Genomic DNA, 20,458 nt, shown 5'->3' on the forward strand with positions numbered 1-20,458 from the left:
TCGCCCCATTGTTTTTGCCGGGTATGACCATGACTGCTGACGACCGTATCAAACTCGAACCGAGCTGGAAGGAGGCACTGCGTGCCGAATTCGACCAGCCCTACATGGCAGAGTTGCGCACTTTTCTGCAGCAGGAGCGGGCGGCCGGCAAGGAAATCTATCCGCCGGGCCCGATGATTTTCAACGCGTTGAACTCGACGCCGCTGAACAAGGTGAAAGTGGTCATTCTCGGCCAGGACCCGTACCACGGCCCGGGCCAGGCCCACGGTTTGTGCTTCTCGGTGCAACCGGGCGTGCCGGCGCCACCGTCGCTGGTCAACATTTATAAAGAGTTGAAACGCGACCTGAACATCGACATCCCCAACCACGGCTACTTGCAGAGCTGGGCCGATCAGGGCGTGTTGATGCTCAACACCACCATGACCGTCGAGCGTGCCAACGCCAATGCGCACAAGGACAAGGGCTGGCAGTTCTTTACGGACCGGATCATCGAGGTGGTCAGCCAGCAGCAACCGCATCTGGTGTTCATGCTTTGGGGCGCGCATGCGCAGAGCAAGCAGAAGCTGATCGATGCCACCAAGCATCTGGTGCTGACGTCGGTGCACCCGTCGCCGCTGTCGGCCTATCGCGGTTTCCTTGGCTGCGGGCACTTCAGCCGAACCAACAAATTCCTCGAGCAGAACGGCGAAGCGCCGATCGAGTGGCGTTTGCCGTCGGTGGTCTGATCTTCAGGGCTGGCGGTTCCAGTATTTGAACAACGGTTCTGCCAGAAACAACACAAACAACAGCCGCATCACCTGCATCGCCGTCACCAGCGGCACCGACAGTTGCAGGGTTTCCGCCGTCAGGCTCATCTCTGCGATCCCGCCGGGCATCATGCCCAGTGTCAGTGATCGCAGGTCCAGATGCGTCATTGCACTCAGTCCCAACGCCGCCAGCGTTGCGATCAACATGGTCAGCGCCGTGCCGATCAACGTGCGCCCCATGAACGACGGCGCGCGGCGGAAGAACTGCCGGTTGAAGTGACAACCCAGACCGCTGCCGATCAGCCACTGGCCAATCTGACTGCCACCATTGGGCAGACCGATGTGCAGATCCCAACCGATACTCACCGCCGCGCTGACCAGCAACGGCCCGAACAGCCATGGATTGGGTTGACGCAGGCGTTGCCAGAGCCAGGCGAGCAAGCCGCCCGCTGGAAACAGAATCGCCAGCCAGCGCCAGTCGACGCTGCCGGCGTGAGAAATCGGATTGCCATCGCCCAGCAGATATTTGAACGCCGCCGGCACACACAGCACCACCACCAGCACTCGCAAGCTTTGCCCGGCCGCGACATGGCTGAGCATCGCGCCGTTGCGTGCGCCGAGGTTGACCATCTCGCCGGAGCCGCCGGGCATGCTGGAGAAAAACGCTGTGGCGCGGTCTTCGCCGGTGCGGCGCATCAGCCACACGCCGACCACCGCCGACAGGCTGGTGACCAGCGCCCCGAAGAAGATCAGGCCAAAGTGACTCAGCACCTGCTCCATCACCAGCGGGGTGAAGTGCAGGCCGATGCCGATCCCGACGATCCACTGGCCGCACTTGCGGCCGCCAGGGATTTCCGTCAGTTGCCACGGGGTCAGGCAGCGCACCAGGATGATCGCCAGCAACGAGCCGACCATCCACGGCAGCGGCCAGCCGATCTGGCTGGCGACATAGCCGCCCAGCAGACCGACCAGCGGGGTTCCCCACCAGGTTTTGAAGGACCGATCAAACATCGGCCACAGCACGCCGTGCGACCGAACGTTTACGCCAGATGCGGATGATCGGCACCAGCAGCATCGCCACGATCAGCCCCCAGACGCTGAGAGTGATCCCGCTCGACCAGAGGATGTCCAGCGAACCGTTGGAGATCGACAGCGCGCGACGCAGGTTTTGCTCCATCAGACCGCCGAGGATGAAACCCAGCAGCACCGGCGACAACGGGAAATCGAGCTTGCGCAGGATGTAGCCGAAGATACCGATGCCGATCATCAGGAACAGATCGAACGTGGTCGCATGCACCGCGTACACGCCAATGGCGGTGATGATCGCGATCATCGGCACCAGTGCCCAGTTCGGCACGGCGAGGATGCGGGTGAAGATGCGGATCATCGGGATGTTCAGGATCACCAGCATGATGTTGGCGATGAACAGCGACGCGATCAGGCCCCAGACGATGTCCGGTTGTTGCTGGAACAGCAGCGGGCCGGGGGTGATGTTGTACAGTGACAGCGCGCCGATCATCACCGCCGTGGTGCCCGAACCCGGTACGCCGAGGGTCAGCATTGGCACCAGCGCACCGCAGGCTTCGGCACCGATGGCGGTTTCCGGGGCAGCCAGACCACGCTTGTCACCCTGTCCGAACTTTCCGTTCGGGCCGGCGATTTTCTTCTCGGTCATGTAGGCCACGGCGCTGGCCAGCGTCGCACCGGCACCCGGCAATACGCCCATGATGAAACCGAGCACGCCACAGCGCAGGTTCACCGCGAACACCGACGCGGCTTCCTTGAAGTTGAACATCATGCGTCCGGTGGCTTTGAACGCTTCCTGGCCACGGTGGGTTTTTTCCAGCAGCAGAAGGATTTCGCTGATGGAGAACAGACCCAACACCAGCACGACAAATTGAATGCCGTCGGTGAGGTGAATGTTATCCCCGGTGAAGCGATACACGCCGCTGTTGGCGTCGATCCCGACCGTGGACAGGAACAGGCCGATCAACGCGGCGATGAAGGTTTTCAGCGGTCGGTCACCGGCCATGCCGCCGAGACAGACAATCGCGAACACCATCAGCACGAAGTATTCGGCGGGCCCGAAGGCGATCGCCCACTTCGCCAGGATCGGCGCAAAGATCACCATGCCGCAGGTCGCGATGAACGCACCGATGAACGAACTCCAGGCCGACAGCGACAGAGCCACACCGGCCAGGCCCTGACGAGCCATCGGGTAACCGTCGAGCGTGGTCATCACGGTGGAGGCTTCGCCCGGGATGTTCAGCAGGATCGAACTGATTCGGCCGCCGTATTCGCAACCCAGGTACACCGCCGCCAGCAGGATCAGCGCCGATTCCGGTGGCAGGCCGAGAGCAAAGGCAATCGGGATCAACAGCGCCACGCCGTTGATCGGCCCCAGGCCCGGCAACAGGCCGACGATGGTGCCGATCAAGGTGCCGCTCAGCGCGGTGACGAGGTTGTAGGGCGTCAGCGCGACCCCGAAACCGTGACTCAAATATCCAAGCGTATCCATATCAGTTCTCCAGAACGTCGAGCAGGCCCAGCGGCAGTGGAACGTCCATGACTTTGTCGAACAGCAGGTACAGGCCGATGCTCAGCAAACTGATGATGATCGCGCCGGGCAGCCAGCGGCCGCCGTACAGACGGGCCATCGGGATGCCGACCAGAATGCTGCTGAGGATGAAGCCCAAGGGTTCGAACAGGCCGGCGAACACCACCAGCAGCAACACGCAGACACCGATTTTCTTCAGCGTTTCGCGGTCCAGCGGCGGGTCTTCTTCGGTGTGCTTGATCGGGGAGGGGCGGTAGATCATGTAGACCAGCGCCAGCCCCATCAGCCCGAGCATCAGCAACGGGAAGGCGCGCGGGCCGATCGGTTCGTAGGAAAAGGGTGCCTGGTAAGGCCAGGCCATCAGTATCAGGCTGACACAGGCCAGCAGCAGTACCGACGCAAAGATGCGTTGAACGAGCATGAGGAACTCCTGGGCCATGACCTCGATGCGCGAGGCCATGACCGCTAGACAGAGACGATCACTGGATCAGGCCGAACTCTTTGGCCAGCACTTTGTAGTCCGCGACTTGCTTCTTCACGTAGGTGTCCAGCTCCGGGCCGGTCATGGCGAACGGGAAGAGTTCGCGCTGATCACGCAGCTTGGCGAAGTCTTCGGAGGCCAGCAGTTTGTCGAAGGCGTCCTTCCACCAGGCGTAGTCTTCGTCGCTGACTTTCGGCCCGAGGTAGAAGCCGCGCACCACCGGCCAGACGATGTCGTAGCCTTGTTCCCTGGCGGTCGGGATGCCTTTCATTTCCGGCTCGTCGAGGCGGTTTTCGGCGAAGACTGCCAGCAGGCGCATGTCACCGCTCTGGATGTGCGGCATGGAGTCGGAGATGTCGGTGCTGCCAACCTGGATGTGGCCACCGAGCAGGGCGGTGGCAATCTCGCCGCCACCTTCGAGGGCGACGTAGCGCAAGTCGCGCGGGTTGATCCCGGCGGCTTTTGCGATCAGTGCCGTCTGCATCCAGTCCTGGCTACCAACGGTGCCGCCGGAACCGATCACAACTTTGCTCGGATCTTTCTTCAGCGCCTGTACCAGGTCGTCGAGGTTCTTGTAGGGCGAATCGCTTTTCACCGCGATGGCACCGTAACTGGTGCCGACTGCCGCGAGCCAGCGCACGTTGCTTTCATCGAAGCGGCCGAACTTGCCTTGCGCCAGGTTCAGCAGTGAACCGCTGGACCACGCCACCAGCGTGCCCGCATCCGCCGGACGCTGGGCCACCACCGCGTTGTACGCCACCGCGCCGACACCGCCGGGCATGTAGGTCACGCGCATCGGTTTGGTCAGCAGTTTTTCGTTGACCAGCGCGCTTTGCGCCAGTTTGCAGGTCAGGTCGAAACCGCCGCCGGGGGAGGCCGGGGCGATGCATTCCGGGCGCTTGGGTTCGGCCATCAGTTGGCCGGCGAACAGCATGACGCCAGCGGCTAGAGCAACTTTACGCAGTGATAAGTTCATCTATGTCTCCTTGGGAGTTGTTGTTATGGACGTACTGAATTACCAAAGGGCAACGCTATAGCTCACCAGCAGACGCACTTCATCGGCATCGCGAGCGGAGTAATTTGAACGGTAAGTGGCATTACGCAAACGCACGGCAACGTCCTTCAGGGCGCCGCTTTGTACTACATATTTGATCTCGGTGTTGCGCTCCCACTCTTTGCCTTCGTCACCGTTCTTGAGCTTGATGTTGTCACCGCTCAAGTAGCGGCTCATGAAGCTCAGGCCGGGGATGCCGAGTTTGGCGAAGTCGAAGTCGTAGCGCGCCTGCCAGGAGCGTTCTTCGGCGCCGGCGAAGTCGTTGATCTGGACGAAGTTGACCAGGTACGGGTCGCTGCCATCGACATAGGGGAACGCGCTGTCGCCGGACATGTGCTGATAACCGGCGGTGAACTTGTGGCCGCTCAGGGCATAGCTGACCAGACCGTTGAGCGAGCGGTTGTCGATCTCGCCACCACGGGCAGCACCCTGATCGTCACTGACGGCGAAGCGCAGGTCGGTGGCGAAAGTGCCCGAGCCCATCGGCCGCGAAGCGACCAGTCCGAAGAAGTGCTGGTTGTAGACTTCGTCGAGTTGCGCGAAGTGGTAACTGCCGGTGATCTTGTCGGTGAACTTGTAGTCCACGCCGGCAAAATCGAAGTGCTTGCCGGCAACGGTGCCAGCAAAGCGGCCGTTCTTGTTGTTGAGGGCAATGTCCTCGAAATCGGTGCTGTCGCGGTCCTTGGCCTTGTCCAGGCGCCCGCCGGTGAAGGTCAGGTTCTTGATCTCTTTGGAGGTCAGCAAGCCGCCTTCGAAGGTCTGCGGCAGGATGCGCCCGTCGTTCGGCTTGAGGATCGGCAATTCCGGAATCAGGCTGCCGATCTTCAGTTCGGTGGCGGAGATCTTCACTTTGCCGGTCAGGCCGACCTTGGAGTATTCGTCCGCCGCGCGCCCGTCATCGTGGGTCGGCAGTAGGCCGGTGCCGGTGCGGTCCGGGCTCGAATCGAGCTTGACCCCCAACATCCCCAACGCATCGACACCAAACCCCACGGTGCCGTCGGTGTAGCCCGATTGCAGATTGAGCATGAAACCCTGTGCCCACTCGTCGCGCTTGGACTGTTGGGCACTGGTGCCGTCGCGAAAGTCGCGGTTGAAATACATGTTGCGGGTTTCGAAGGTGGCGGAACTGTCTTCGATGAAATCGGCGTAGCTCATCGGCGCGAAACCGGCGAGGGCGGCGGCACTGGCAAGGGCGGTGTGGCTGAAACGGGAAGGACGAACAGGCGTAAGAGCCTTGGTCTGCAAGGACGGCATGCGAGGTGTACTCCGTTTATTGTTCTTATTGGTCGAAAACGCTTCGAGGCGTTTTTCTTATCGCTGTGTGGCATCAGCGACGGCAGTCGGAACTGTCCGTGGGCCGACTCTAACGGCCTAACCTTTCGCTAACCTTTCAGCTGGTTTTCCCGGATTTCGGGCTTCACAGCGGCGGTTGCGGCTGTAAACTCCGCGGCAAAGAATGGCGTCGGCCATCCCTGAATGAGGTAGAGATCCATGCGTGTTCTGCTCGTCGAAGACCATTTGCCACTGGCCGAAAGTGTCGCCCAGGCGCTCAAGAGCACCGGTCTGACCGTGGACGTGTTGCACGATGGCGTGGCCGCTGACCTGGCCTTGGGCAGCGAGGAGTACGCGATGGCGATCCTCGATGTCGGCCTGCCGCGCATGGACGGATTTGAAGTGCTGGCGCGCCTGCGGGCCCGGGGCAAGAACCTGCCGGTGCTGATGCTGACGGCCCGCAGCGACGTCAAGGATCGGGTCCATGGGCTCAACCTCGGGGCCGACGATTATCTGGCCAAACCGTTCGAACTGACCGAGCTTGAGGCGCGGGTCAAAGCCCTGCTGCGCCGCAGTGTGCTCGGCGGCGAACGGCAGCAGCGTTGTGGGGTGCTGGCTTACGATCTGGATACCCGACGCTTCACTCTCGGCGAAGAACTGCTGACGCTGACCTCCCGCGAGCAAGCGGTGCTTGAAGCGCTGATCGCGCGCCCGGGCCGGGTGATGAGCAAGGAGCAACTGGCGTCGCAAGTGTTCGGTCTCGACGAAGAGGCCAGCCCCGACGCCATCGAAATCTACGTGCATCGCCTGCGCAAGAAACTCGACGGCCATGCGGTGGCCATCGTGACCTTCCGCGGTCTTGGCTACTTGCTGGAAAGCCGTGATGCATAAGCCCAGCAGCCTGCGCTGGCGGTTGTTGTGGAACCTCGCGCTGTTGCTGGTGGTGTTGATGCTGGCCAGCGGCCTGAGCGCTTACTGGAACGGACGCGAAGCCGCCGACACTGCTTATGACCGCACCTTGCTGGCGTCGGCGCGGACCATCGCCGCCGGCCTCTCGCAGCGAGATGGCAGCCTCAGTGCCGACGTCCCTTATGTGGCACTCGACACCTTCGCCTACGACAGCGCGGGGCGCATCTATTACCAGGTCAACGACATCCATCAGAAGCTGATTTCTGGTTACGAAAACCTGCCAGGCCCACCACCGGGGACGCCGAGAACCGACAGCTACCCGGCGCTCGCGCGTTTTTACAACGCCACGTATCAGGGGCAGAACGTGCGCGTCGTCAGTCTGTTGAAAGCCGTGACCGAGCCGAACATGAACGGCATGGCGGAAATCCGTGTCGCCGAAACCGACGAAGCACGCGTCAGCATGGCCCGCAGTCTGGCGGCCGACACCTTGCTGCGATTGGGCATGTTGGCGATTGGCGCATTGTTGCTGGTGTGGTTTGCGGTCAGCGCGGCGTTGCGGCCGATCGAGCGTTTGCGCACCGCGGTCGAAGAGCGTCAGCCCGACGATCTGCGGCCCTTGCCGCTGGTGGAGGTGCAGCACGAATTGTGGCCGTTGGTGCGGGCGCTCAATCACTTCACCGAGCGTTTGCGCGGGCAGTTCGAGCGTCAGGCGCAATTCATCGCCGATGCGGCCCACGAACTGCGCACGCCTCTGGCGGCGCTCAAGGCGCGACTTGAGTTGGGCCTGCGCTCAAACGAGCCGCAGACCTGGCGCGACACGCTGGAATCATCGGCGCAAAGCACGGATCGCCTGACCCATCTGGCCAACCAATTGCTATCACTGGCACGGGTGGAGAACGGCGCCAGGGCGATTGCCGAAGGCGGCGCGCAGTTGCTTGATCTGAGCCAATTGGCCCGGGAGCTGGGCATGGCCATGGCGCCGCTGGCCCATGCTCGCGGCGTGGCGTTGGCGCTGGAAGCGGACGAACCGGTCTGGCTGCGCGGCGAGCCGACATTGCTCAACGAACTGCTGAGCAATCTGGTGGACAACGCGCTGGCGCACACGCCGTCGGGCGGTAACGTGATCTTGCGGGTGCTGTCGCCGGCAGTGCTGGAGGTTGAAGACGACGGTCCGGGCATTCCGCAGGATGAGCGTGACCGGGTGTTCGAGCGTTTCTACCGACGCAACCAGCAGGTCGCCGGTTCCGGGCTGGGGCTGGCGATTGTCGGGGAAATCTGCCGCGCGCATCTGGCGCAGATCACGCTGCACGATGGCGAGCAGGCGGGGTTGAAGGTGCGGGTGAGCTTTATTGCCGGCTAAGGATCAGTAAAACATCGACCGCGATTCTTCCAGGTCGGCACACAGCACTTTGTTGTCCGGATCGATCCCCAGTTTGCGGAAGGCCGGCACACTGAAAGGGTCGATGCGGGCGAGGGGATGGTCAGTGTCCTTGTGGCAATACAGGCTGGCCACTTGCACCAGATCCACGTAATCGATCTGCGACGAATCGCGTTTCAGATCCTGATACAGCCCCGGCAACTCCACCAGCCGCTCGGGGAATTCCCAGACCCGCAGCAATTTGTCGCCCAGCAGCGGATGAATGTGGTCGATCACATGGTTGAGGCTGACCGGGTCGGACAGCAATTCGTAGTGGTCTTCGGCATAGGTCAGGATTGGCAGCACACCGATCTGGTGCACCAGTCCGCCCAGCGCGGCCTGGTCAGGCTTGAGCTGGGTATAGCGGCGGCACAGTGCGTAGCTGACCCCGGCGATTTCCAGGCTCTTGCGCCAGACTTCGCGCATCTTCTGTTCGACCACGTCGGAGCGGGCGTGGAAGATCTGCTCCATCACCAGACCGATCGCCAGATTGCTGCTGTAATTGACGCCCAGCCGGGTGATCGCGGTGTGCAGGTCGGTGACTTCCTGGGTCGCGCGCAACAACGGGCTGTTGACCACTTTGATCAGCCGCGCCGACAGCGCCGTGTCACGGCCGATCACTTTGCTCAGGTCGCTGACGCTGATATCCGGGTCTTCAGCGGCCTTGCGAATCTGCAGGGCCACTTCCGGTAACGTTGGCAGAACCAGGTCATCGTTATCGATGGCCTCAACCAAATCCTGTTGGACCTTATCCGCCAGCTCACTCATGTCGTTTCTCTAGGGTGTTGCACAAATACTGCGATCAACGCTGGATTTCGCGGTCGCGATCCAGTTCGTAAGGCAGGTCGAGCAAGTGCAGCGTCGGACCTTCGGCCGTGCCCAGATGCAAATCGCCCGCTTCGGCAGCTTCGGCCTGCAACACCGCCAGCAGTTCAATATTTTTCTCGGCGCGGGCGGCCAGCACCACTTCGCCGATGGAGCTGCCGTGGCTCGGGGCGAACAGCGGGGTGCCCGGCTCCGGCAATTCGCTGGCGTCCAGTTGCACGCGGTACAGGCGACGCTTGAGCTTGCCCAGGTATTGCATGCGCGCGACGATTTCCTGGCCGGTGTAGCAGCCTTTCTTGAAGCTCACGCCGCCGACGGCTTGCAGGTTGAGCATCTGCGGGATGAACAGCTCGCGGGTGCTCGGCATGACTTGACCGATACCGGCGCGGATCTGGCCCAGCAGCCATTGATTGAGTTCGGCTTCGCTCAGTTGTGCGGACAGCTTGCCTTTGATGCTGTCGGACTGATCGGCCGGCACCCAGAGTTCGGCACGGTTCGGGGAGACGCGAATGGCGATCAGGCCTTCGTGGCGGGCCACGCTGTCGGTTTCTGCCGGCAGTTCCAGACCCAGGCTGCTCAGGGCAGCATCGCCATGATCGAGGCCGAAGCGCACCCAGGAGGCGCTTTCGTCGGTCAGTTTCGATTTGGAGAACACCGCGTACTTTTTCAGATCCGCCAGTTGCGGCTCCAGCAGCTCGCCGGCCATGGCCAGCAGCACGCCGTCGCCTTCAAGCACGATGCGGAAGCTCGACTGCATCCGGCCTTTCTGCGTGCAGCGGGCACCGAGGCTGGCCTGGGTATCACTCAAGTAATTGATGTTGCAGGTCAGCTGGCCTTGCAGGAATTTGCCGGCATCCGCGCCGCGAACCGCGAGAACGCCTTCATGAGACAGGGTGCAGAAAAAAGCAGAATCGGCCATGGGTCATCGCAGGGTAAATAGACTGGGGCACATCATAAGGGGGTGGTGTTGAAATGGGTAGTTCATAAAGGATCGGTGGTGCCCGACCAAAGCCGACTGTTCGCCCCGTGTCGGGCCTGTATACTTGCCGCCTATTTGAGGAGGGCTCCATGGTCGAACAAGTTGAACTGAATCGCCTCTTTTGGCACAGCCGTCGCGGCATGCTTGAGCTTGACGTGCTGCTGGTGCCGTTCGTGAAAGAGGTCTACGCGAATCTGAACGAGGTGGATCGCGCGCTGTATGTCCGCCTGCTCGAGTGCGAGGATCAGGACATGTTCGGCTGGTTCATGGAGCGCAGCGAGTCTGAAGACCCCGAGCTGCAACGCATGGTTCGCATGATTCTGGATCGTGTCCAGCCCAAGTAACACGTTCGAATGCTGCTGGCAGGCCTCACGGCAATTGCTGGCGGCGTATCTCCTGGCCCAGGCGTTCGCCCTGTGCGCTCTGTTTCTGCTTGTCCTGCCTTTCTGGGTCAGTCTGCTCGGTGCGGTAGCCTGTCTGAGCCACGCTGCCTGGGTGTTGCCCCGCCAGATTCTGTTGAGTCATCCCGATGCATTCTGTGGATTGCGTCGTGACGCCGATGGCTGGCAGTTGTGGAATCAGGCCGATGGCTGGCAGCCGGTGCAGTTGCGCCCGGACAGCCTGGCGCTGCCATTGATCGTGGTTTTGCGCTTTCGATTGCGTGGGGAGTGGCGGGGCAGGTCGATCTGCGTGCCCCGGGACTCGCAGGCGGCGGATTTGCACCGACGCCTGCGGGTACGCCTCAAGTTCAGCCGGCGTAGGTGGGCGGCACCAGAATAGTGTCGAGGGCTTCGGGCAGCAGATCCGGGTAGTCGAGGGTGTAATGCAGGCCTCGGCTCTCTTTGCGCTCCATGGCTGAGCGGATCATCAATTCCGCCACTTGCGCCAGGTTGCGCAGCTCGATCAGGTCGCGACTGACTTTATAGTTGCTGTAGAACTCGTCGATTTCGTCCAGCAACAGACGCACGCGATGTTGTGCGCGTTGCAGGCGTTTGTTGGTACGCACGATGCCGACGTAGTCCCACATGAAGCGCCGTAGCTCGTCCCAGTTGTGCGCGATGATCACGTCTTCGTCGGAATCGGTCACCTGGCTTGCATCCCAGGCGGGCAGGGCGCGAGGGATGGCGATGTCGGACAGTTGTTCGAGAATGTCAGCGGCTGCGGAACGGGCATAAACGAAGCATTCCAGCAGCGAGTTGCTGGCCATGCGGTTGGCGCCGTGCAGGCCGGTGAAGCTGGTTTCGCCGATGGCGTACAGCCCGGGCACGTCGGTGCGACCCTGTTGGTCCACCATGACGCCGCCGCAGGTGTAGTGCGCCGCCGGGACGACCGGGATCGGTTGCTTGGTGATGTCGATGCCGAATCCGAGGCAGCGCTCGTAAACCGTCGGGAAGTGCGTCTTGATGAACGCTTCGGGTTTGTGGCTGATGTCGAGATAGACGCAATCGACGCCCAGACGCTTCATCTCATGGTCGATGGCCCGGGCGACGATGTCCCGTGGCGCCAGTTCGGCGCGCGGGTCGAAACGCTGCATGAAGCGCTCGCCGTTCGGCAGTTTCAAATGCGCGCCTTCGCCGCGCAGGGCTTCGGTGATCAGGAAACTCTTGGCCTGCGGGTGATACAGGCAAGTGGGGTGGAACTGATTGAACTCCAGGTTCGCCACCCGGCAGCCCGAACGCCAGGCCATGGCGATGCCATCACCACAGGCGCCGTCGGGGTTGCTGGTATAGAGGTAGACCTTGGCGGCGCCGCCAGAAGCCAGAATCACGAACCGGGCGCCGTAGGTGTCGACTTCGCCGGTCTTGCGGTTGAGCACGTAGGCGCCGAGGCAGCGGTCGCCGTCCAGTCCCAGGCGTCGTTCGGTGATCAGATCGACGGCGACGCGCTGTTCCAGCAGCTCGATGTTCGGGCGTTGTTTGGCTTGGGCCAGCAAGGTTGTGAAGATCGCAGCACCAGTGGCGTCGGCGGCGTGAATGATGCGGCGGTGGCTGTGGCCGCCTTCGCGGGTGAGGTGGAACTCGAAGCCGCCATCTTCTGTGCCGGACTGCTCATCTCGGGTGAACGGCACGCCCTGGTCAATCAGCCACTGGATCGCCTCTTTGCTGTGCTCGACAGTGAAACGTACCGCGTCTTCATGGCACAGGCCGCCACCGGCATTGAGCGTGTCGTCGACGTGGGATTCGACAGTGTCGGTGTCATCCAGCACGGCCGCGACGCCACCCTGGGCCCAATAGGTCGAACCGTTGGCGAGATCGCCCTTGCTCAATACGGCGATGCGCAAGTGACCGGGCAGGGTCAGCGCGAGACTCAAACCGGCAGCGCCGCTGCCAATCACCAGAACATCGTGTTGAAACTGTTGGCTCATTTCAGGATTCCGCTCAAAGCGACCCGGGTCGGGGTTGGCGCAAGACAGGCGGATGGGCGAGTCGAGACAGCCACACAGCCCACTAGTATATAGAGGGGTGGGGCGGCACAATAGCCGGGCCGATATGGCATTGTGAAACTACCGTGACGGAAAAATACGGACGCTTTGTCGGATGTTTTTTTCGCCGGTTTTGGGAAAAAGCGACTGTATCGCAGATGAAACACGCTTTTTCCGCTCACGGTTGCCCAATGTCGGCGTGGCGCGTCTATAAATATTTGGAACTTTTGCCAGAGGCCCAAGATCAATAGACAGTTGCCCGAAACAAGGGACAGTGTCGGCTTCAATGCGGAACCTGCGGTTGGGTTCTAGCCGGCGAGCCGATTAAAAGATTATTCGCGCAGCCGGTTTATCCCGCGCTGCGTTTTTCGTGCGTGCCAAATCAGAGCCCGCAGGAAACTTGCTTGGAGGGGGAGAACTTTTGCGAAAAGCCCGAGTCTATGTTTGCAAGTCCGGTCGTTTAGTCATGCAAGCTTCCTCCGAGTTTATCGAGGAGTGTTCATGCTAACCCAGGAAGAGGATCAGCAGCTGGTCGAGCGCGTTCAGCGCGGTGACAAGCGAGCTTTCGATCTGCTCGTGTTGAAGTATCAACACAAAATTCTCGGGTTGATCGTGCGTTTCGTGCACGACACCCATGAAGCCCAGGATGTTGCTCAAGAAGCCTTTATCAAGGCTTACCGGGCACTAGGAAATTTCCGCGGAGACAGTGCGTTTTATACGTGGCTTTACCGCATCGCCATCAACACGGCGAAAAACTATCTAGTTTCACGCGGCCGCCGGCCGCCGGATAGCGATGTCAGTTCTGAAGATGCAGAGTTCTATGACGGCGATCACGGCCTGAAGGATCTCGAATCTCCTGAACGCGCATTGCTGCGGGATGAGATCGAAGGCACCGTCCATCGAACCATTCAGCAACTGCCAGAGGATTTGCGCACGGCTTTAACTTTGCGCGAATTCGACGGTCTGAGTTACGAGGACATCGCGAGCGTCATGCAATGTCCGGTTGGTACCGTGCGCTCCCGGATTTTCCGCGCCCGGGAGGCCATCGATAAAGCCCTGCAGCCGTTGTTGCAGGAAAACTAAAGACAGCGGCGACAGCCAAGAGAGGAACGCCATGAGTCGTGAAGCCCTGCAGGAATCGCTGTCCGCAGTGATGGATAACGAAGCGGACGAACTGGAATTGCGTCGGGTGCTCAATGCACTGGACGATGTTGAAACCCGTGAAACCTGGGCTCGTTATCAGATCGCTCGGGCAGCCATGCACAAGGATCTGCTGCTTCCACGCCTGGATCTCGCTGCGGCAGTGTCTGCTGCGCTGGAAGACGAAGCCACTCCAGCCAAAGTGTCCCGCGGTCCATGGCGCAGCCTGGGTCGTCTGGCCGTTGCAGCCTCGGTGACCGTTGCCGTTCTGGCGGGTGTTCGTCTGTATAACCACGACGAAATTGCCGGTGTTGAACTGGCGCAGCAATCCAATCAGCCTGCATTGGCCGTTCCTCAAGTCAAAGGCCCGGCTGTATTGGCAGGCTACAATGAGAGTTCGGAAGCCACCGGCCCTATGGCCAATGGTGTGCTGCAAGGCCAGCCAGGCTGGCACGATCAGCGTCTACCAGGTTACCTGCGCCAACACGCTCAACAAGCTGCGCTGAAAGGTACTGAAAGCGCATTGCCTTACGCGCGTGCAGCAAGCCTGGAAAACCGTTAAGGAGGATCATGCGCGCCATACCTCTACTTTCGCTTCTGCTCAGTGGCTGGTTCATCGTTCCAGCCCACGCCGACGAGGCCCAGGACTGGCTGACCCGTCTGGGCCAGGCCGAGCAGCAGCAAAGCTTTCACGGCACATTCGTTTACGAGCGTAACGGTAGTTTCTCTACCCATAACATCTGGCATCGTGTCCAGAATGGTCAGGTCCGCGAGCGTTTGCTTCAGCTCGACGGCTCGGCTCAGGAAGTCGTGCGCGTTGATGGGCATACTCAATGCGTCAGCGGCACCCTGATTGCGGGACTGGGGGACTCTCCCAACTCTGCCGCTCGTCCTCTTGATCCTCAAAAGCTGAAAAATTGGTATGACCTTGCCGTCATCGGCAAGTCGCGTGTGGCTGGGCGTGAGGCGGTGATCGTGTCGCTGACGCCGCGCGATCAGCATCGCTATGGATTCGAGCTGCATCTGGACAAGGAAACGGGGTTGCCGCTCAAGTCGTTGCTGCTCAACGACAACGGGCAGTTGCTTGAAAGGTTCCAGTTCACTCGACTGGAGACTTCTGAAGTTCCGTCCGACAAGGATCTTCAAGCCGATTCCGATTGCAAGCCTGTGAACCTTGAAGGCGACAAGGCTTCTGCCGTCAAGACCGCTCAAGTCTGGCGCTCTGACTGGCTGCCTCCTGGCTTTGAACTCACCAGCAGTTCTTCGCACAAGGATCCCGAGACCAAGACGCAGGTCAACAGCCTGCTGTATGACGATGGTCTGGCGCGTTTCTCTGTATTCCTCGAGCCGCTGAACGGTGCAACCGTCACCGATACCCGGACTCAGTTGGGCCCTACCGTTGCCGTATCCCGTCGCTTGACCACGCCTCAAGGTGAAGTGATGGTGACGGTTGTCGGCGAGATTCCAATCGGCACCGCTGAGCGGATTGCCTTGTCGATACGCAATGATGGCGCTGCAACCAGCAAGCAGTGAGCTGATTCCAGCTGTTTCCACCTCGTTTTCGAGACGTGAAATGTTTGCTGAGCATTTTCATTTGCAAATAATCCGAAAATTTTTTATAGGTCAGGGCCTCACGGCTCTGGCCTTGTTTTGTTGTTCCCGGAACAAAAATGCCGGCCTGTAGTTCCCGGTGTTCCTTGCTCCATATCGCTTAACCCTGCTCGTCGTAACGGGAGCTGTATGTCGATACCAAGCTTGAAGTCTTATCTCTCCATCGTCGCCACCGTGCTGGTGCTCGGTCAGGCTGTTCCTGCAGCCCAGGCGGCTGAAGCGGCCAGCCCGGCCAACCTGCCGGATTTCACCCAGTTGGTCGAACAGGCCTCGCCTGCGGTGGTGAACATCAGTACCACGCAAAAGCTGCCGGATCGCAAAGTGAACCAGCAGATGCCGGACCTGGAAGGCTTGCCGCCGATGCTGCGCGAGTTCTTCGAGCGCGGGATGCCGCCACAACAACGTTCTCCGCGTGGTGATCGCCAGCGTGAGGCGCAATCGTTGGGTTCGGGCTTCATCATCTCGCCGGATGGCTACATCCTGACCAACAACCACGTGATTGCCGACGCTGACGAAATCCTCGTTCGTCTGGCTGATCGCAGTGAAATGAAAGCCAAGCTGATCGGCACCGACCCACGCTCCGACGTGGCCCTGCTGAAAATCGAAGGCAAGGATCTGCCAGTACTCAAACTCGGCAAATCCCAGGATCTGAAAGCAGGCCAGTGGGTCGTGGCGATCGGCTCGCCGTTCGGCTTCGATCACACGGTGACCCAAGGCATCGTCAGCGCCGTTGGCCGCAGCCTGCCAAACGAAAACTATGTGCCGTTCATTCAGACCGACGTGCCGATCAACCCGGGCAACTCCGGTGGTCCGCTGTTCAACCTGAACGGTGAAGTGGTGGGGATCAACTCGCAGATCTACACCCGTTCCGGTGGCTTCATGGGCGTTTCGTTCGCCATTCCGATCGACGTTGCCATGGACGTATCCAACCAGCTGAAAAGCGGTGGCAAGGTCAGCCGTGGCTGGCTGGGTGTGGTCATTCAGGAAGTGAACAAGGATCTGGCCGAGTCGTTCGGTCTGGAAAAACCGGCCGGTGCGCTGGTGGCGCAGATCCAGGATGACGGTCCGGCAGCCAAGGGCGGCCTTCAAGTGGGCGACGTGATCCTGAGCATGAACGGTCAGCCGATCGTCATGTCCGCTGACCTTCCTCATCTGGTCGGCGCACTGAAGGCTGGTGCCAAGGCCAATCTGGAAGTGATTCGTGAAGGCAAGCGCAAGAATGTCGAGCTGACCGTCGGCGCGATTCCTGACGAAGACAAGGAGCTGGATGCCCTGCCGAAGTCCGGTGTCGAGACTAACAGCAATCGTCTGGGTGTTTCGGTCGCTGAACTGTCTGCCGAGCAGAAGAAAACCTACGACCTCAAGGGTGGTGTGGTGATCAAGGAGGTGCAGGACGGTCCTGCCGCCCTGATCGGCCTGCAGCCAGGCGATATCATCACTCACCTGAACAACCAGGCCATTGGTTCGGCCAAGGAGTTCTCCGAGATCGCCAAGGCACTGCCGAAGAATCGCTCCGTGTCGATGCGGGTTCTGCGTCAGGGTCGTGCCAGCTTCATCACGTTCAAGCTGGCTGAATGATTCAATAGCGGTTGAGTAAAAGAAAACCGCCTCGAAAGAGGCGGTTTTTTTGTGTCCGGCGTTTTTCCTGGATCAGGCTTATCCCATCATGTCCTTGATCATGCGTTCCTGCTCCATCAGCTCGCGCTGACGCGCATCGATACGCGACGAAAGCGGGAAGTTGCTGCCAGCCTTGCGTTTGGCGAAGTCCAGTTGCTGGATGGCCTGGCGATAGTCGCCAACCAGCGCGAAGTACTCGGCGCGAGCTTGATGCAGGCCGATGATATTGCCTGACAGACCGCGCGTTTCAGCCACCTGATACCAGACGTCCGGATCGTCCGGGCGTGATTTGAGCAGACCTTCGAGGGCTTTTTCCGCATCGGCGGTGCGGTTCTGTTTCAGTAACAGATCGACTCGCACCTGATTCAACGGGTAGTTGCCCGGATACTGCGTCAGCATGCGGTCGACCCGCGACTGCGCCTCCGCCAGGCGATTGTTGGTGATATCCAGATCGACCTGCGCGAGATTGAAAATGATCTCGTTTGGCGATCTCTCCAGCAGTTGCTTGAGATTCTCCCGCGCCTCATTCAACTGGCCACCCTTGATCTGGGCAATCGCCAGACCATAACGAGCCACGTCGTTTTTCGGGTTTTCATCCAGCTGTGCACGGAAACGCTTCGCGCCCAACCCCGGGGTTTCCTCGTAGATCAGTTGCACCCGCGCGCGTATCAGTTGATAGCGCATGCTGTCTTCAATGCCGCCGGGTTTGGCTTGCTCGGCACGGTTGCGGGTGTCGGCGATCCGCGATTCGGTCACCGGGTGAGTCAGCAGGAATTCCGGCGGCTTGGCGTCGTAGCGGTACTGGCGCATCAGGCGTTCGAACATGGTCGGCATGGAGCGCGGGTCGTAGCCGGCTTTCTCCAGGTTAAGGATGCCGATGCGGTCGGCTTCCTGTTCGTTCTGGCGCGAGAAGGTCCGTTGCGACTGGATCGCCGCCGCCTGGGTGCCGGCGATGGTCGCGATCCCGGCCTCGCCACCACCGGCGGCCGCAATGACGATCCCGGCCAGCAACGCGGCCATCATCGGCACCTGCATCCGCTGGGACGCCTCGACGCCTCGGGCGAAGTGACGTTGGGACAAGTGAGCCAGTTCGTGAGCCAGTACCGAGGCATATTCACCTTCGGTCTGGGCATTGAGGAACAGACCGCCGTTGACCCCGACAATCCCGCCCGGTGCCGCGAAGGCGTTGAGTTGCGGGCTGTTGATCAGGATGAATTCCAGGCGTCGGTCGTTGACCTGGCTGGTTTCCACCAGTTTATAGACGCTGGACTCGACGTAGTCCTTGAGCTGTGGATCGTTGAGCTGTGAAACCTGGCTGCGCAGCAGCGCCAACCACGCGCGGCCCAGTTGGTATTCCTGTTGTGGCGAGACGATGGCAGAACTGGCGTCACCGAGTGACGGCAGGTCGTCGGCAAAGCCCGGTGAGGCGAGCAGGCAAGCGAGCGTCAGCAGGGTAGGGCGCAAAAATGTCATGCACAAAGCCTTAGTCGACAAAGACCTTACTGTAGCCGGACACCGGGCTTGCGACCAGATATTCTAGGCAGCCTGACCCTCTGAACCGGAGTAACGCATGACCGACGCTGTAGCCCATGACTGTGAACTGGACGCCAGCGGCCTGAATTGCCCGTTGCCGTTGCTCAAGGCCAAGATGGAATTGAACAAGCTGCCCAGCGGCGCGGTACTCAAGGTGATCGCCACTGACGCCGGCTCGCAACGCGACTTCCGCACCTTTGCCCGGTTGGCCGGTCATACGCTGCTGCGTGAAGAAGACGAGGCGGGCGTCTACCGTTACTGGTTGAAAAAAGCCTGAAACCGACAGCGTAAAAGACCTAAGGATTATTGATGTTCAAAGTGTTACGCGACTGGATTCAGCGCTACTTTTCCGATGAGGAAGCCGTGGTGCTGGCGGTGCTGTTGTTTCTCGCCTTCACCGCCGTGCTTACCCTTGGTGGAATGCTCGCGCCCGTGCTGGCGGGGATGGTGCTGGCGTACCTGATGCAGGGGCTGGTGGTTACCCTGGAGCGTCTGCGCATGCCCGGTGGCGCAGCGGTGGGGCTGGTGTTTGCGCTGTTCATGGGCGTGCTGATGCTGTTCATCGTCGTCGTACTGCCGCTGCTCTGGCATCAATTGATCACACTGTTCAATGAGTTGCCCGGCATGCTCGCCAAGTGGCAATCGCTGCTGTTGCTGCTGCCGGAGCGCTATCCGCATCTGGTGTCCGACGAGCAGGTGCTGCAAGCCATCGAAGCCGCGCGCGGCGAGATCGGCAAATTCGGCCAGTGGGCGCTGACGTTCTCGTTGTCGAGCCTGCCGCTGCTGGTGAACATCATGATTTACCTGGTCCTGGTGCCGATCCTGGTGTTCTTCTTCCTCAAGGATCGGGTGATGATCGGCGAGTGGGTGCGCGGCTATTTGCCGCGTGAGCGGGCGCTGATCACCCGGGTTGCCGAGGAAATGAACCGGCAGATCGCCAACTACATTCGTGGCAAGGTCATCGAGATCGTGATCTGTGGCGGGGTGACCTACATCGCCTTCGTCGCCCTCGGGCTGAACTACGCGGCGCTGCTGGCGTTGCTGGTGGGCGTGTCGGTGGTGGTGCCGTATGTCGGGGCGGTGGTGGTGACTGTACCGGTGATGCTGATTGCACTGTTCCAGTGGGGCTGGAGCGATCAATTCATCTATCTGATGGCGGTCTACGGGATCATCCAGACGCTGGACGGCAACGTGCTGGTGCCGTTGCTGTTTTCCGAAGCGGTCAATCTGCACCCGGTGGCGATCATCTGCGCGGTGCTGTTGTTCGGCGGGTTGTGGGGCTTCTGGGGCGTGTTCTTCGCGATTCCGCTGGCGACGCTGTTCAAGGCTGTGCTTGATGCGTGGCCGCGCAAGGAGCCGGTGGTGGCGCCACTGCTTTGAAAGCGATTCGGCGCCCGCCAGAGCGCCGAAAGGATCAGGCCTTGTTCAGTGCCTGAGCCGCGGCCAGCACTGCGTCAACGTGGCCCGGCACCTTCACGCCGCGCCATTCCTGGCGCAGTACGCCATTCTTGTCGATGAGGAATGTGCTGCGATCCACGCCCAGGTATTCCTTGCCGTAGAGTTTTTTCAGCTTGATCACGTCGAACAGTTGGCAGACGGCTTCGTCCTTGTCGCTGATCAGCTCGAACGGAAACTCCTGCTTGCACTTGAAGTTCTCGTGGGACTTCAGGCTGTCGCGGGAGATGCCGAAGATTTCCGTGTTGGCAGCCTTGAACGCCGCGTACTGATCACGAAAGCCCTGACCTTCGGTGGTGCAGCCCGGGGTGCTGTCCTTCGGATAGAAGTAGATCACCACTTGCTTGCCCTTGAGGGCCGAAAGGCTGACGGTCTGCCCGCTGGTGGCGGGCGCTTCGAAATCGGCAACCGGTTGATCGATAGCTACGGCCATGAAAGCT

The 20,458-nt window shown here is 60.6% G+C and carries 21 protein-coding genes; 11 read left to right on the forward strand and 10 right to left on the reverse strand.

Annotated elements, in window-relative coordinates:
• Positions 1–29: 29 nt before the first annotated feature.
• The gene (ung, locus tag AC1RMX_RS11055; RefSeq protein WP_273539140.1) at positions 30–725 is read left to right on the forward strand and encodes a uracil-DNA glycosylase; all 696 of its coding nucleotides are present in this window, start codon (positions 30–32) and stop codon (positions 723–725) included.
• Positions 726–728: 3 nt separating this feature from the next.
• On the opposite strand, the gene AC1RMX_RS11060 is transcribed toward ung, so the two are convergent.
• From AC1RMX_RS11060 to AC1RMX_RS11080, 5 genes are read right to left on the reverse strand one after another with little or no spacing between them, the layout of a single operon-like run.
• Positions 729–1,757, reverse strand: a complete 1,029-nt coding sequence (locus AC1RMX_RS11060) for an AbrB family transcriptional regulator (RefSeq protein ID WP_096819425.1) — start codon at positions 1,755–1,757, stop codon at positions 729–731.
• Positions 1,750–3,264, reverse strand: a complete 1,515-nt coding sequence (locus AC1RMX_RS11065; protein ID WP_096819424.1) for a tripartite tricarboxylate transporter permease — start codon at positions 3,262–3,264, stop codon at positions 1,750–1,752. The genes AC1RMX_RS11060 and AC1RMX_RS11065 overlap by 8 nt, the downstream gene beginning before the upstream one ends.
• A gap of 1 nt (position 3,265) precedes the next feature.
• The gene (locus tag AC1RMX_RS11070; protein WP_096819423.1) at positions 3,266–3,724 is read right to left on the reverse strand and encodes a tripartite tricarboxylate transporter TctB family protein; all 459 of its coding nucleotides are present in this window, start codon (positions 3,722–3,724) and stop codon (positions 3,266–3,268) included.
• Between the two features lie 58 nt (positions 3,725–3,782).
• Positions 3,783–4,760 (reverse strand): Bug family tripartite tricarboxylate transporter substrate binding protein, encoded by a 978-nt coding sequence (locus AC1RMX_RS11075; protein ID WP_096819422.1) that lies wholly within the window; start codon positions 4,758–4,760, stop codon positions 3,783–3,785.
• Between the two features lie 39 nt (positions 4,761–4,799).
• Complete coding sequence (locus AC1RMX_RS11080; RefSeq protein ID WP_493071855.1) at positions 4,800–6,092, reverse strand: OprD family porin; 1,293 nt, start codon at positions 6,090–6,092, stop codon at positions 4,800–4,802.
• Between the two features lie 237 nt (positions 6,093–6,329).
• Between AC1RMX_RS11080 and AC1RMX_RS11085 the strand changes: the two genes are divergently transcribed.
• Together AC1RMX_RS11085 and AC1RMX_RS11090 are read left to right on the forward strand one after the other, a co-directional pair.
• Positions 6,330–7,001 (forward strand): response regulator, encoded by a 672-nt coding sequence (locus AC1RMX_RS11085; protein WP_192560019.1) that lies wholly within the window; start codon positions 6,330–6,332, stop codon positions 6,999–7,001.
• Positions 6,994–8,379 (forward strand): sensor histidine kinase, encoded by a 1,386-nt coding sequence (locus tag AC1RMX_RS11090; RefSeq protein WP_096819419.1) that lies wholly within the window; start codon positions 6,994–6,996, stop codon positions 8,377–8,379. The genes AC1RMX_RS11085 and AC1RMX_RS11090 overlap by 8 nt, the downstream gene beginning before the upstream one ends.
• A 3-nt stretch (positions 8,380–8,382) precedes the next feature.
• Here AC1RMX_RS11090 and AC1RMX_RS11095 read toward each other — a convergent pair whose 3' ends face one another.
• Together AC1RMX_RS11095 and ygfZ are read right to left on the reverse strand one after the other, a co-directional pair.
• Complete coding sequence (locus tag AC1RMX_RS11095) at positions 8,383–9,204, reverse strand: HDOD domain-containing protein (RefSeq protein WP_096819418.1); 822 nt, start codon at positions 9,202–9,204, stop codon at positions 8,383–8,385.
• A 34-nt stretch (positions 9,205–9,238) separates the two neighbouring features.
• Positions 9,239–10,180, reverse strand: a complete 942-nt coding sequence (ygfZ, locus tag AC1RMX_RS11100) for a CAF17-like 4Fe-4S cluster assembly/insertion protein YgfZ (protein ID WP_273541119.1) — start codon at positions 10,178–10,180, stop codon at positions 9,239–9,241.
• Positions 10,181–10,329: 149 nt separating this feature from the next.
• Between ygfZ and AC1RMX_RS11105 the strand changes: the two genes are divergently transcribed.
• Both AC1RMX_RS11105 and AC1RMX_RS11110 read left to right on the forward strand, forming a co-directional pair.
• Positions 10,330–10,584 (forward strand): FAD assembly factor SdhE, encoded by a 255-nt coding sequence (locus AC1RMX_RS11105; RefSeq protein WP_007957989.1) that lies wholly within the window; start codon positions 10,330–10,332, stop codon positions 10,582–10,584.
• Positions 10,568–11,020, forward strand: a complete 453-nt coding sequence (locus AC1RMX_RS11110) for a protein YgfX (RefSeq protein WP_493071860.1) — start codon at positions 10,568–10,570, stop codon at positions 11,018–11,020. The genes AC1RMX_RS11105 and AC1RMX_RS11110 overlap by 17 nt, the downstream gene beginning before the upstream one ends.
• Here AC1RMX_RS11110 and nadB read toward each other — a convergent pair.
• Positions 10,989–12,605, reverse strand: coding sequence for an L-aspartate oxidase (gene nadB / locus AC1RMX_RS11115; protein ID WP_192560022.1), 1,617 nt, complete (start codon positions 12,603–12,605; stop codon positions 10,989–10,991). The two genes, AC1RMX_RS11110 and nadB, sit on opposite strands and share 32 nt — an antisense overlap.
• Positions 12,606–13,163: 558 nt before the next feature.
• Between nadB and rpoE the strand changes: the two genes are divergently transcribed.
• From rpoE to AC1RMX_RS11135, 4 genes are all read left to right on the forward strand, one after another.
• On the forward strand, positions 13,164–13,745 hold the full coding sequence (gene rpoE / locus AC1RMX_RS11120; RefSeq protein ID WP_003172477.1) for an RNA polymerase sigma factor RpoE/AlgU: 582 nt from the start codon (positions 13,164–13,166) through the stop codon (positions 13,743–13,745).
• Between the two features lie 31 nt (positions 13,746–13,776).
• The gene (locus AC1RMX_RS11125) at positions 13,777–14,364 is read left to right on the forward strand and encodes a sigma-E factor negative regulatory protein (RefSeq protein ID WP_096819414.1); all 588 of its coding nucleotides are present in this window, start codon (positions 13,777–13,779) and stop codon (positions 14,362–14,364) included.
• A gap of 8 nt (positions 14,365–14,372) precedes the next feature.
• On the forward strand, positions 14,373–15,335 hold the full coding sequence (locus tag AC1RMX_RS11130) for a MucB/RseB C-terminal domain-containing protein (RefSeq protein WP_096819413.1): 963 nt from the start codon (positions 14,373–14,375) through the stop codon (positions 15,333–15,335).
• A gap of 207 nt (positions 15,336–15,542) precedes the next feature.
• Entirely contained in the window at positions 15,543–16,991 is a 1,449-nt protein-coding gene (locus AC1RMX_RS11135; RefSeq protein WP_102622210.1) for a DegQ family serine endoprotease, read from the forward strand.
• Positions 16,992–17,069: 78 nt separating this feature from the next.
• On the opposite strand, the gene AC1RMX_RS11140 is transcribed toward AC1RMX_RS11135, so the two are convergent.
• Complete coding sequence (locus AC1RMX_RS11140) at positions 17,070–18,503, reverse strand: M48 family metalloprotease (RefSeq protein WP_096819411.1); 1,434 nt, start codon at positions 18,501–18,503, stop codon at positions 17,070–17,072.
• 97 nt (positions 18,504–18,600) lie between these two features.
• On the opposite strand from AC1RMX_RS11140, the gene AC1RMX_RS11145 reads away from it, so the two are divergent.
• Positions 18,601–18,840 (forward strand): sulfurtransferase TusA family protein, encoded by a 240-nt coding sequence (locus tag AC1RMX_RS11145; protein ID WP_007963279.1) that lies wholly within the window; start codon positions 18,601–18,603, stop codon positions 18,838–18,840.
• Between the two features lie 32 nt (positions 18,841–18,872).
• Complete coding sequence (locus tag AC1RMX_RS11150; protein WP_096819410.1) at positions 18,873–19,943, forward strand: AI-2E family transporter; 1,071 nt, start codon at positions 18,873–18,875, stop codon at positions 19,941–19,943.
• 34 nt (positions 19,944–19,977) lie between these two features.
• Here AC1RMX_RS11150 and AC1RMX_RS11155 read toward each other — a convergent pair whose 3' ends face one another.
• The gene (locus AC1RMX_RS11155) at positions 19,978–20,451 is read right to left on the reverse strand and encodes a peroxiredoxin (RefSeq protein WP_096819409.1); all 474 of its coding nucleotides are present in this window, start codon (positions 20,449–20,451) and stop codon (positions 19,978–19,980) included.
• Between the last annotated feature and the right edge of the window lie 7 nt (positions 20,452–20,458).

It is taken from the genome of Pseudomonas sp. GW822-FHT03F04, assembly GCF_058801405.1.